This window comes from Mycobacterium sp., assembly GCF_008709575.1.
Lineage (GTDB): Bacteria > Actinomycetota > Actinomycetes > Mycobacteriales > Mycobacteriaceae > Mycobacterium.
Map to the genome: position 1 here is coordinate 1 of NZ_VYIK01000047.1, position 12,517 is coordinate 12,517.

At 69.6% G+C, this 12,517-nt stretch carries 11 protein-coding genes and 1 pseudogene; 2 read left to right on the top strand and 10 right to left on the bottom strand.

The features are described from left to right. The 9 genes and pseudogenes from murD to F6Q13_RS11895 all read right to left on the bottom strand — a co-directional run. Positions 1–386 (bottom strand): annotated as a pseudogene (gene murD / locus F6Q13_RS11855) (UDP-N-acetylmuramoyl-L-alanine--D-glutamate ligase); the annotation flags it as partial. A 1-nt stretch (position 387) separates the two neighbouring features. Next, positions 388–1,464, bottom strand: a complete 1,077-nt coding sequence (mraY, locus tag F6Q13_RS11860) for a phospho-N-acetylmuramoyl-pentapeptide-transferase (protein WP_293056548.1) — start codon at positions 1,462–1,464, stop codon at positions 388–390. Further along, positions 1,461–3,011, bottom strand: coding sequence for a UDP-N-acetylmuramoyl-tripeptide--D-alanyl-D-alanine ligase (gene murF, locus F6Q13_RS11865; RefSeq protein ID WP_293056550.1), 1,551 nt, complete (start codon positions 3,009–3,011; stop codon positions 1,461–1,463). Before murF ends, mraY begins: the two co-directional genes overlap by 4 nt. Next, positions 3,008–4,552 carry a UDP-N-acetylmuramoyl-L-alanyl-D-glutamate--2,6-diaminopimelate ligase gene (locus F6Q13_RS11870; protein WP_293056553.1) on the bottom strand — a complete coding sequence of 515 codons (1,545 nt, stop codon included), beginning with the start codon at positions 4,550–4,552 and terminating at the stop codon, positions 3,008–3,010. Before F6Q13_RS11870 ends, murF begins: the two co-directional genes overlap by 4 nt. 203 nt (positions 4,553–4,755) lie before the next feature. Then, positions 4,756–6,681 (bottom strand): penicillin-binding protein 2, encoded by a 1,926-nt coding sequence (locus F6Q13_RS11875; RefSeq protein WP_293056555.1) that lies wholly within the window; start codon positions 6,679–6,681, stop codon positions 4,756–4,758. Then, the gene (locus tag F6Q13_RS11880; RefSeq protein WP_293056557.1) at positions 6,678–7,730 is read right to left on the bottom strand and encodes a hypothetical protein; all 1,053 of its coding nucleotides are present in this window, start codon (positions 7,728–7,730) and stop codon (positions 6,678–6,680) included. The genes F6Q13_RS11875 and F6Q13_RS11880 overlap by 4 nt, the downstream gene beginning before the upstream one ends. After that, positions 7,720–8,733 (bottom strand): 16S rRNA (cytosine(1402)-N(4))-methyltransferase RsmH, encoded by a 1,014-nt coding sequence (gene rsmH, locus F6Q13_RS11885; protein WP_293056559.1) that lies wholly within the window; start codon positions 8,731–8,733, stop codon positions 7,720–7,722. The genes F6Q13_RS11880 and rsmH overlap by 11 nt, the downstream gene beginning before the upstream one ends. A gap of 136 nt (positions 8,734–8,869) precedes the next feature. After that, on the bottom strand, positions 8,870–9,301 hold the full coding sequence (mraZ, locus tag F6Q13_RS11890; protein WP_293056561.1) for a division/cell wall cluster transcriptional repressor MraZ: 432 nt from the start codon (positions 9,299–9,301) through the stop codon (positions 8,870–8,872). A gap of 374 nt (positions 9,302–9,675) precedes the next feature. Continuing rightward, positions 9,676–10,062 (bottom strand): DUF3040 domain-containing protein, encoded by a 387-nt coding sequence (locus tag F6Q13_RS11895; RefSeq protein ID WP_293056563.1) that lies wholly within the window; start codon positions 10,060–10,062, stop codon positions 9,676–9,678. A 184-nt stretch (positions 10,063–10,246) separates the two neighbouring features. Here F6Q13_RS11895 and F6Q13_RS11900 point away from each other — a divergent pair, with 184 nt between their 5' ends. Then, entirely contained in the window at positions 10,247–10,846 is a 600-nt protein-coding gene (locus F6Q13_RS11900) for an N-acetyltransferase (RefSeq protein ID WP_293056565.1), read from the top strand. A 112-nt stretch (positions 10,847–10,958) separates the two neighbouring features. Beyond that, positions 10,959–11,603: a DUF3153 domain-containing protein gene (locus F6Q13_RS11905; RefSeq protein ID WP_293056567.1), complete on the top strand. Its 645-nt coding sequence runs from the start codon at positions 10,959–10,961 to the stop codon at positions 11,601–11,603. Between the two features lie 8 nt (positions 11,604–11,611). On the opposite strand, the gene F6Q13_RS11910 is transcribed toward F6Q13_RS11905, so the two are convergent. Next, positions 11,612–12,508, bottom strand: coding sequence for a mycobacterial-type methylenetetrahydrofolate reductase (locus F6Q13_RS11910; protein ID WP_293056569.1), 897 nt, complete (start codon positions 12,506–12,508; stop codon positions 11,612–11,614). Positions 12,509–12,517: the final 9 nt, after the last annotated feature.

The window sequence follows — 12,517 nt, forward strand, 5'->3', positions numbered from 1 at the left end:
GTGGTGGTCTTGCCGTTGGTGCCGGTGACGGCCAGCCAGCGCCGCGCCGGCCCGTAGTGACCGACAGCGTCGAGCCGCCAAGCCAGCTCGACGTCCCCCCAGATCGGCACCCCGGCCGCCGCGGCGGCGGCCAGCACCGGCGCCGTCGGCCGGAAGCCGGGACTGGTGACGACCAGGGCGTAGTCGGTGATGTTGGCGGCGGCGCTCGACGGGCTCACCGCCGGTGTTCCCGCGTCGGCGTGGCGTTGCCGGGTAGCCGGGTCGTCGTCGCACAGCGTCGCCGCCACATCGAGCGTGCCCAGCGCTGCCAGCACCGAGCGGCCGGACACCCCACCGCCGGCGACCAACACCGGGGCGCCGGGAGCAAGCGGATGCAGGCCGGTCACGTCAACCGCCGGTGGCGGCCAGCCACTCGCTGTAGAACAGCGCCACACCAAGCCCACAACTGATCGCGGTCAGCAACCAAAACCGGATGATCACCGTGGTCTCCGCCCAGCCGACCAGCTCGAAATGGTGATGGAACGGCGCCATCCGGAACATCCGCCGTCCAGTGCTGCGGAATGCCAGGATCTGCAGCACAACGGAGGTGATCTCGGCGACGAACAACGAGCCGAGCACCACCGCAAGCAGTTCGGTGCGGCTGCACACCGACAGTCCCGCGATGATGCCGCCCAGCGCCAGCGAGCCGGTGTCACCCATGAAGATCTTGGCCGGAGCGGCATTCCACCACAGAAAACCGATACAGGCGCCCGCGGTCGCCGCGGCGACCAGCGCCAAATCCAGCGGATCGCGCACGTTGTAGCAGCCCAGCCCCGGTGCGGTGGCGCAGGCATTGCGGTACTGCCAGAACGTGATCAGCACGTAGGCGGCGGTGACCATCGCCATGGCGCCGCCGGCCAGGCCGTCCAGGCCGTCGGTGAAGTTCACTGCGTTCGACCAGGCATAGACGATGAGCACGCAGAACAAGACGAACAACGGGGGTGCCAAGGTGACGGTCGCGATCTCACGCACATAGGACAAGCTGGGGCTGGCCGGGGCGAGGTCGTTGTTGCGGAATCCCATCACCAGCACACCGAACAGCACAGCGGCGCCGATCTGTCCGACCGTTTTGGCGGTCTTGTTCAATCCGAGGTTGCGCGAGCGGCGGATTTTGATCAGGTCGTCGACGAATCCGACGGCACCCAGCACGGTGGCCAGCATCAGCACCAGCAGACCGGATGTGGACGGGCCCTCACCCTGCAACGCCAGGCCGACGACGTGGGCGCCCAGATAGCCCGACCAGATTCCGGCCAGGATCGCCACCCCGCCCATCGACGGGGTGCCGCGCTTGGTGTGGTGGGTCGGCGGCACGTCCTCGCGGATCTCGTGTCCGAAGCCCTGCCTGGTGAACAGCCGGATCAGCACCGGGGTCAGCATGATGGCCACCGTCAGCGCGATCGCGACGGCGACGAGGATTTCGATCATCGGCCGCGGTCCGTCGGCAACGGGCGTGCCGCCCGAGGGGGGACGCGGCCCGTCGGCTCAGCGTCGGCGATCAGCGCATCGCCAAGATCCCCCAGCCCGGCCGAGTTGGAGGCCTTGACCAGCACCACATCCCCCGGCCGCAGTTCGGCCCGCAACAATGCCAGGGCAGCCTCGGCGTCGGCGACGAGGCTGGCCCTGTTGGCAGCATCGGCCCCCCACGAGCTCTCCATGACCGCACCGTGGTGCATGGCGCTCATAGCCCTCCCCATTCCGACGACAACGAGTCGAGACACATCTAAGCGCACAGCCAGCCGGCCGATGCGGTCATGCTCGGATATCGCGTCGTCGCCGAGTTCGGCCATCTCGCCGAGCACCGCCCAGCTGCGCCGCCCCCCCCGGGTCATCCAGGCCAGCGCCTGCAGACCGGCCCGCATCGAATCCGGGTTGGCGTTGTAGGCGTCGTCGATCACGGTCACCCCGTCGGCGCGGGTTGTCACCTGCATCCGGTGCATTGACGCCGGATGCGCATCGGCCAGCGCGGCCGCCACCTGCTCGACTCCGGCCCCGCAGTGCAGCGCGACCGCCGCCGCGCACAGCGCGTTGCTGACCTGGTGGTCGCCGTGTACGGCCAGTTGCACCCGGGCGGCGCAGTCACCGGCGTGCAGCGTGAAGCATGCCCTGGCCAGTTCGTCGAGGGTCACCGGGCCGGCCCAGACGTCGGCCGGTCCGGCGCGGCTGACCGTGATTACCCGGGCGGCGGTTTTGTCGGCCATCGCAGCCACCACCGGGTCGTCGACGTTGAGGACGACCGCGCCGGATCGTGGAACAGATTGCGGCAATTCGGCTTTGGTCTCGGCGATGGCCTGCCGGGAGCCGAACTCGCCCAGGTGCGCGGTGCCGACGTTGAGCACCACGCCGACTGTGGGCGGGGCGATAGCCGCCAGTGCGGCGATATTGCCCGGACGGCGGGCCGAGAGCTCCAAAACCAGGTAGTCGGTGCTTTCGGTGGCACGCAGCACCGTCCAGGGGTGGCCCAGCTCGTTGTTGAACGAGCCCGGCGGTGCCACCACCTCTCCGAGCGGCGCCAGCGCCGCGGCGAGCAGGTCCTTGGTCGAGGTTTTGCCCGATGAGCCGGTGATCCCGACGATGGTCAGCCCCTTTTCGACCAGGCGTGTCGCCACCTCCGACGCCAGTTTGGCCAGCGCGGCCAGCACCGCCGCACCCGACCCGTCGGTGTCGTGCCGGAGAACCCCGGCACGACCTTCTGCGTACGGGTCGGGGACGGGCGGTGCGACCACGATCGCGGGCACCCCGACCGGACGGGCGGCCAGCACGGCGACCGCGCCGGCCGCCACCGCCGCGGCGGCGTGGTCGTGCCCGTCGGTGCGGGCGCCCGGGAGCGCCACGAACAAGCCGCCGGGCGTGACCCGGCGCGAGTCGAACTCGACGGTGCCGGTCACGTGCAGCTCGGCGGCGGCCTGCGGGGTGATGCCGGCCAGCCGCCCGCCGACGATATCGGCGATCTGGGCCACGGTCAGATCGATCACGCCCGCTCCCGAAGAGCCGCGGCCAGCTCGACGCGGTCGTCGAACGGGCGGGTCTGCCCGGCCGCGCTCTGCCCGGTTTCGTGCCCTTTGCCGGTGATCAGCACCACGTCGCCCGGGCCCGCCCAGCCGACCGCATACCGGATGGCCGCCCGCCGGTCGCCGATCTCGACGATGGCCGCGGCGCTGCCGGCGCCCGCGGCGCCGCGCAGGATCTCGCGGCGAATCGCCGCCGGGTCTTCCCCGCGCGGGTTGTCGTCGGTGACGACGACAAGGTCGGCCAGCTCGGCGGCGATCCTGCCCATGGGCTCCCGCTTGCCGGGGTCGCGGTCGCCGCCGGCGCCGAACACCACTGCCAGCCGGCTGCCGGGACGGCGAACGGCGTGCAACACCGCGCGCAACGCGCCCGGCTTGTGGGCGTAGTCGACCAGCGCGAAAAAGTCCTGGCCGCAATCGACCTGCTCTAAGCGCCCCGGGACGGTCGCGTCACGCAGCCCCACCGCCGCCTGCTCCGGCGAAACTCCTAGACAATCCACAATGGCCAGTGCGACAAGCGCATTGGCGATGTTGTAGCCGCCGGGCAATCGGATTCCCACCCGATGGTGCACCCCGGCCGGGTCGACCGCGGTGAACTCGCTGCCGGCGGCGTCGGCGGCCACGTCCTCGGCGCGCCAGTCGGCGGCATGACCGGCGGCGCTGACGGTGATCGGGGTACCGGCCCGAGCGGCCATCGCGCGACCGCCGTCGTCGTCGACGCAGACCACCGCGGTGTGGGCGTGCAGCGGCGAGGCCGGATCGAACAACCGCGCTTTGGCCTCGAAATACTCGGCCATGCTCCCGTGGAAGTCGAGATGGTCGCGGGACAGGTTGGTGAAACCGCCCACCGCGAAGCGGACACCGTCGACTCGGCCCAGCGCCAGGGCGTGACTGGACACCTCCATCACGACGGTGTCGACCCCGCTTGCGGCCATCGCCGCGAGCTGGGCCTGCAGTGCAGGCGCCTCGGGGGTGGTCAGCACACTGGGCACCTCGGCGCCGTCGACACGGGCGCCGATGGTGCCGATCAGACCCACCGTCCGCCCGGCCGCCCGCAAACCGGCCTCGACCAGATAGGTCGTCGTGGTCTTGCCCGAGGTTCCGGTGATCCCGACGACGACGAGCCGCTGGGACGGGTGGCCGTAGACCGTGGCCGCCAGTTCGCCGAGCACTCTGCGCGGCGCCGGGTGAACCAGCACCGGGACGGAGCCGGGCCGGCAGCCGGCCAACTCCGCCACCCCGGCCGCATCGGTGAACACCGCCACGGCGCCGCGTTCCACCGCCGCGCCCGCGTAGCGGGCACCGTGCGTCGAGGTGCCGCTCAGGGCCGCGAACAGATCACCGGGCAGGGCGTCTTGGGCTCGCAGCGTCACCCCGGTGACCCGCAGGTCGGGGATTGCCCCGCCGGCGGGCGACCCGGCCGCGGACACCGCGCCAACCTGGGCGGCCAGCGCCGACAACAACACCCCCGGACCGGCGCCGGGCCGCAGCGCAGTGGGCACCGTCATCACCTCCGTCTGCTGTCAGCGATGACACCTTATCCAGGGTTGCCTGGTTGCTCCCGGCGCATAGGACGCGGTCACGGTTGGGGCCTGGCGGCCGTGACGGTGGCGTCACGCTCGCCGGCCGCCGTGACGCTAGCGTAACGTTCGCCGCGTCGGCGAAACCTGTCGCCCGACACTGCCGGGAGCACGGCGCCATGCACCGATCGCTACAGCTCCTGCAGCGTCAACGGCGGCCCGGGATCGGGTGACAGCGGGACATCCTCACGCTGCATCAGCCAGGAGGCGAGGGTGTGGAACAGCGGCGCCGCCGAGGTTCCCGGCGAGCCGTCGGCGGCGCGGTGCGGATTGTCCATCATGACGGCGATGACATAACGCGGGTCGTCGGCCGGTGCCATACCGGCGAAGCTGATCCAGTAGACATCGTCGAAGTAGCAGCCGCAGGCCGGGTTGATCTGCTGGGCCGTCCCCGTTTTGCCGGCGACCTGATAACCGTCGAGCGCGGCCTGCGGGGCGGTGCCCTGCTGGACGCCCGTCGGGTCGCGCTGCACCACCGCCCGCAGCATGTCGCGCACCGTGTGCGCGGTCTGCGCCGATACCACTTGCACACCGTCGGGCCGCGGCTCCTCGGTGCGGCTGCCGTCCGGCGCGATCGTCGCCTTCACGACCCGTGGCGGGATCCGCAGCCCGTCGTTGGCAATCGCCTGATACATCCCGGCCAGCTGCAACAAGGTCATCGAAAGCCCCTGCCCGATAGGCAGGTTGGCGAAGGTGCTGCCCGACCACTGATCGATCGGCGGTACCAGCCCCGCACTCTCGCCGGGCAGTCCGACACCGGTGCGCTGACCCAGGCCGAACTTTTTCAGCATGTCGAAAAACCGTTGCGGGCCGACTCGCTGGGCCAACATCAGGGTGCCCACGTTGGACGACTTGCCGAACACCCCGGTGGTGGTGTACCGGGCCAGGCCGTGCGCCCAGGCATCGTGGACGTCCACGCCGCCCAGGTGGATCGAGCCGGGCACCGACAGCACCTCGTCGGGGTTGCTCAGGCCGTATTCGATGACGGCGGAGGCGGTGACGATCTTGTTCACCGATCCGGGCTCGTACGGTGCACTCACCGGCGGGTTGCCCATCTGCTTGTCACCCTGTCGCCCGATGTCCTGCGACGGGTCGAAGGTGTTGTCGCTTGCCATCGCCAGCACCTCAGCGGTCTTGGCATCGAGCACGACGGCCGAGACGGTGCGGGCGCCCGAGGCGTTCTTGGCCTGTTGCACCTGTTGCTGGACGTAGAACTGGATGTCGTTGTCCACGGTGAGCTGCACGGTCGAACCATTGACCGCCCGGTGCTGGTTGCGGTAGCTGCCGGGGATCACCACCCCGTCGGAGCCGCGGTCGTAGGTGATCGAGCCGTCGGTGCCGGCCAGCACGGCGTCCAGCGAGTCCTCCAGGCCCAGCAGCCCGTGCCCGTCCCAGCCGACGCCGCCGACGATGTTGGCGGCCAGTGATCCGCCCGGGTACTGGCGCAGGTCCTGCCGCTCGGCGCCGACCTCGGGGTACTTCGCGGTGATCGCACTGGCGAGAGCCGGATCGACGGCGCGGGCCAGATAGACGAACGTCTGGTCACTGCGCAGCTTTTTCGCCACGGTGGCCGCGTCGGGCTTGTTGTTGAGCCGAGTCGCGACCTCGACGGCGATGTCGTGCAGCCGCTGCTGCGGATCCGGGGCGCCGGGGTCCTTGTGTTTGGCTTCGGCGAGCTGCTTGCGGATCCGGCGTGGCTGGAACGTCAGCGCGCGGGCTTCCACGGTGAAGGCGAGTTGAGCATTGTTACGGTCGATGATGCTGCCGCGCACGGCTTTTTCGGCATCGGTGACCTTGAGTTGGCCGGCTGCCTCGGCGCGCAAACCGGCTGCATGCGGCACCTGCAGGTAGAACAGTTGGGCGGCCGCCACGATCAACGCCAGGAAGATCACCGCGTTGCCGGTTCGGTGCCGGAATGCGAACGACGCGCCGGCCACCGGCACGTCGACGGCCTGGCGGGTACGCCGGTCCCGTGCCGAATGCCCCGGGGCAGTGGTCCTTGGCCGCGGTGGTCCTTTCGGCGCCCTGGCGGGCCGTGCGGGATGGGCCGTTCTCATCGGGCCGCACCGGGAGTCGCGGCGGTCAGCGGACCGAACTGCTCACCGCCCGGCGGCGTTGCCGCGAACGGACCCGGCGGAGCGGGTGCGACGCCGCCAGCAGGGTTCACGGGCCCGGCGGGCGGCGGAGCCGCAGCCGGCCCGGGGTCCGGCGCGGTGGCGGCACCCGGGCGGCCCGACAGGTGCTGGGTGCCCAGCGTCGTGGCCCCGTCGGGGTCGCGGACCAGCACCTCGGGTCCGGCTGCCGGAATGCCCGCCGTGCCGGGTCCCGGCGATACCAGCATCGGTACCTCCACCGGATTGACCGGCGGGGCCGGCGGCAGCACCGGCTTGCCGGGTTGTTGCGGCTTGTCGTCGGGCAGCTTGGTGTTCAGCGGCGGCGGCGGTATGCCCTCGGCCGGCTTGGGCGTCCCGACCACCACCCAGTTGCCGGCCGGATCCCGGAGCAGATGGGCGGCGTCCTTCGACGGGATCATTCCCAGGTTGCGGGCGGCCTCGGCTAATTCCGGCGCCGCCTGGGCCTCCCGCACGTCGCGTTCGAGAGCCTCCTTCTGCTGCTGCAGCAGCTGGTTCTTCGTGCGGGCGCTGCCCAACTGGTAGGACCGCTCGGCGGCGTCGGTGGACAGCCACAAGGTCACACCCAGCCCGACGCCCAGAGCACCGATGACCAGCACCACGAACGGCACCTTGCTGGCCAGGGTGCGCGGGCTCAGGTCGATCGCCGCCAGCCTGCTCAGCAGCCGCTCCCGCAAGGGTCGACGAACCACTTTGGGGGCCTTGGCTTTCCGTGCCCTGGCCCGGGCCTTGGCCTGGCTGGTGGTCGTGGGGCGGGCCAATCGCTCGGCCGGCCGCGGCATGGGAGCGGTTTGCGGGGCGGACCGTGGCGTTCGTGGTTCCCGGGCAGGAGCCGACGCCTTCCCCGGCCGTGGCCGGGAGCGGCGTCGCGACATCGGCTCGGCGGTCCGGTGCCCGGGGTGTGCGGAGCCGCGCCGTCGCTCGCCGTCGCGATGGCGCGCCGATTCACGCGCCGATTCACGTTTAGCCGGCATCGATGCCCCTCCTTGCTGCCCGATGTTTGGGCTCGACCCGCTGCACGGCCCGCAGCCGCGCTCCGGCACTGCGCGGATTGCGCAGGACCTCGGCGTCGCCGGCGCGTTCCGCGCCGCGCGTCAACGCCGTGAACTGCGGCCCGTGCCCGGGCAGCTCGACCGGCAGACCGGCCGGGGTAGCCGACGCGGTGGCGGCGGCGAACGCCCGCTTGACGATGCGGTCCTCCAACGAGTGGTACGCCAGCACGGCGATACGCCCGTCGACGGCAAGCGCCTCCAGCGCTGCGGGCAGCGCAGCGGTCAACGAGTCCAGTTCGCCGTTGACCGCGATCCGCAGCGCCTGGAACGTGCGCTTGGCCGGATGCCCGCCGGTCCGCCGGGCCGGAGCCGGGATCACCCGATACACCAGCGCCACCAGCTCAGCGGTCGTGGTGAACGGGGTGTGCCCGCGCCGGCGGACGATGCCGGCGGCAATGCTGCGGGCGAACCGCTCTTCGCCGTAGCGGCGGAGGATATCGGTGAGGGCCTTCTCGTCGTAGGTGTTGACGATGTCTGAGGCGGTCAGCGGGGACTCGGGGTCCATCCGCATATCCAGCGGCCCGTCGTGGGCGTAGGAGAATCCCCGCTCGGCACGGTCCAGTTGCATGGACGACACACCGAGGTCGAAAAGCACCGCGTCCACTGCGCCGGCATAACCGGCTGCGGTGAGCGCGGCGGCGATGCCGTCGTAGCGGGTATGCACCAGGGTGACCCGGTCGGCGAAACGCGCCAACCGCCGGCGCGCAAGCTCCAGCGCGTTCGGATCGCGATCGAGCCCGATCAACCGCAACCCCGGCAGCCCGGACAGGAATCGCTCGGCGTGCCCGGCTGCACCGATGGTGGCGTCGACCAGCACCGCGCCTGCTCCGCTGGGGTGATGGCGGGTCAGCGCCGGGGTGAGCAGTGCCACGCAGCGCTCGGCCAGCACGGGCATATGCCCGAAATCGCCGGTGTCTTGCGGCACGGCACCACCTCCCCGATGAGCCCGAACCCGGCGGGTGACCCGCGCACCGAGGTCCCTGTCCGAGGGCGCGAACCTGGCGTCGGGGAAGTACGTCAGGGTCGGTTCGGGCAGAGACCACGGTGCACGGGTAGCCACCTCAGATGATGCCGCCGAGTACTTCATCGCTGGCTGCGGAGAAGTCTTCTTCGTGGGTCTGCTGGTAGTCCTGCCAGGCCCGAGCGTCCCAGATCTCCAGGTAGTCCACCGATCCGATCACCACGCAGTCCTTGGTGAGGTTGGCGTAACGGCGGTGGTCGGCCGACAACGTGATACGGCCCTGCGCATCGGGATGCTGCTCGTCGGTGGCAGCGGCGAGGTTGCGCAGGAATGCCCGCGCCTGGGGGTTGCTTCGCGATGCCTTGCTGGCGCGGCGTGCGAGCTCTTCGAATTCCGCACGCGGGTAGACGGCCAGGCTGTGATCTTGACTTTTGGTCACCATCAACCCTCCTGCCAGCGCGTCGCGGAACTTCGCGGGCAACGTGAGCCGCCCCTTGTCGTCGAGTTTGGGCGTGTAGGTGCCCAGAAACATCCGGCCACCTCCTGCGACGGGGAGAGCCTGCGCTCAACCTCACGACTTCAGCCACCATACCCCACAATTCCCCACTTTGCTCCATCTATGGCCTCATCTTTTCGGTAACAAGGTGATTTGGACCCGTCTGCACCGGCGAAGCAGACGTGCGGGGAACGTGCGAGACCAGGGTTGGTGCCGAAGAAATCAGCAGATCAACATGGATAATGCCAAGGGACGGCCCTACCGTGGGACGCCGAAGTGGGGCGGAGTGGGGCTCGGTGCTAGCCGAATCGGGTCAGGCTTCACCGGCGACGAAATCGCCGTGGGCAGCGCCCCCGGATCGGGCAGAAAAAAGAGGCAGCCGCGCCAGGCTGCCTCTTCGGGCCTCGACGTTACTGGTCGAAGCGGCGACGGAACCGATCTTCCATGCGACTGGTGAAGGAACTACCGGTGCCCTTGACTCGACGCGGGCGCGGTCCGGCGTCCCGCCGGCCGGGAAGCGGGGGGCCGGTGATGGCGAACACCACGCCGCCGAACATGACGACGAACCCGAGGACGGAAAGGATCGGGAAGGTTCCGATCATGGTGGCCTTGAACGCCACGCCGGAAACCAGCATGCCCAAACCGATGACGAACAGCGCCGACCCCTGTAGCCGACGTCGGGCCGTCGGCGCATGCAATCCCCCGCCCCGCACGCTGGAGGCGAATTTGGGGTCTTCGGCATAGAGAGCGTTCTCGATCTGGTCGAGCATCCGCTGCTCATGATCGGAGAGTGGCATTCGTCCCTCCTTGCCGACTGGATGCCCGTTGGTGGACAACTAACTCAAATGATACGAGGTCGACCCGCGCTGTACCACCGGTTCGTCAGCTGATTCCAGCCCGGCCCGTTGCTATTCCAGGCGTACCGCGTACCCCGATAATAGCGAAAGCGACGGTGCTCAGATCAGCAGGAGGTCACCCAAGTTGGCGACATTCGTCATCGACTTGTCGCCGCACGACATGCAACGGCGTCTCGCCGACGCCCTGGGCGTGTATGTCCATGCGATGGGATATCCCCGGGGCACCGAGAACCAGCGCGCCGCGATGTGGTTGGAGCACACTCGAAGGCCGGGCTGGCAGGCGGTGGCTGCCGTGGAGGTGGACTGCCGGACCGGCGAGACACCGTCGCCCGCCGTGCTCGGGAATGCGCCGCTGCTGGGCGTGGCCTACGGCTACTGCGGTGCGCCCGACCAGTGGTGGCAGCAGCAGGTGGTAGTGGGTTTGCAACGCGTCGGCCGTCCCGGCGCCGACATCGCCAGGCTGATGTCGAGCTATTTCGAGTTGACCGAGTTGCACATCCATCCGCGGTCACAGGGCCGTGGACTGGGGGAAGCGTTGACCCGCCGACTGCTTGCCGGTCGCGCCGAGGCCAACGTGCTGTTGTCGACGCCGGAAACCGGGGACAAGCCCAACCGAGCGTGGCGGCTGTACCGGCGGCTGGGATTCACCGACATCATCCGCGGCTACCACTTCGCCGGAGACCCGCGGCCGTTCGCCATCCTGGGGCGCAGACTGCCGCTGTAGCGGGCGTTGCCCCCGGCGTAGCAGCAGCGGCGACTCGGTCTGGCACCATGGCCTGGTGCGCGCCCGATGCCGGCCGTTTCCCGCCCGCCGAAGTCGATTACCGGCGATCCTCATGCTGCTGGCGGTGGTCCCCCTGGCCGCCGGATGCCTGCGGGTGACCGCGTCGATCACCATCTCGCCCGACGACCTGGTCTCCGGAGAGGTCATCGCCGCGGTCAAACCCCGCAACGACAAGGATGCCGGGCCGCAACTGGACCCCAATCTGCCGTTCGGCCAGAAGGTGGCGATCTCCAAATACGACCACGACGGCTATGTGGGCTCGCAGGCGGTGTTCTCGGACTTGACGTTTGCCGAGCTGCCGCAGCTGGCAGACATGAATCCCGACGCCGCGGGTGTGAACCTGTCCCTGCGCAGAGCCGGCGACCTGGTGATCTTGGAGGGCCGGGCGGATTTGACCACGTTGACCGACCCCGACGCGGACGTGGAGCTGACCGTGGCCTTCCCCGGACCGGTGACGTCGACCAACGGCACGCGCGTCGGCGACGACGTGGTGCGCTGGCGGCTCAAGCCGGGCGTCGTCAACACCATGACCGCCCAGGCGCGCTGCACCGATCCCAGCACCCGTGCCTTCCACAGCGCCGCGGTGCGGCTCGGGCTGTCGGCCTTCGCGGTGGCCGGCCTGGTGGCGCTGTTAGCCTGGCTGTCCCGGGACCGCTCGCCTCGGTTCGACGAACCGTGGGAGCGGTCGCACGACTAGAACCGCGCTCACGGCCCGGACACCGGCGACCAGTAGTCGAGCATGCGGGCGAACGTCTGGAACGCCGCGGCCGAAACACCGTAGGTCGCCTCCAGATGGATGCTCAGCGGATAGCCGAGATCGGCGACGCCGTCGATCACCCGCTGGTACAAATCGACCATCAGCGTGCGCCGCCGGCCGGGCTCGGTGTTCGCCAGCCTCTTGACGAACGCCTGTTCGTCGGCGACCACGGGGTTTCCGGGGTCGCCGATGAGCCAGTTGATCAGACCGACCCGGCTTTCGACCTTCGGCACGAACCCGAACGACAGCAAGATCTCCGGTCGATGGTCCGTGCGCTTGGCGAAGTCGCTCAGAAAGTGCACGACGGCATCGGAATACAGCAATTGGGTCAACGCGAAGTTGGCACCCTGGTCGCATTTGAAGCCGAACCTGGCCTGTTCGCCCTCGCGGGTGGGGATCAGGATGACCCCGCGGTGCGGCACCTCGTCGCGATAGATCGACAGCGCGTCGGTGGGCGCGACACCAGAGCCTTCGCCGTCGTGCATCGTGCGCGGCACGCCGACGAACACCACGCCCTCGATCCCGGCGTCGACCAGATCCACGAGCCGCCGACGCAGCGAGGACTCGTCGGTGAAAGCGGTGACCTGGGTGCACAATCCGCCGACCCCGGGCAACTCCGGCTTGATCGTCGACCAGAAATCCAGCACGTCCATCTTCGGCTTCATCTCGACCGGCCGGTCACCTTCCTCAGCGATCATCCCGGGCATCATCACGTGCTTGATCTGCCCGTCGAGGCCGACTTCGGCGGAAAACTCCAGCAGTTTGCGAGCATCCTCGATCGCCTGCTGCGGGCCGCGATCCACATTGGGCGGCACCAATTCGAACGCAACGGTGTTGAACGTCAAATCGCTCCT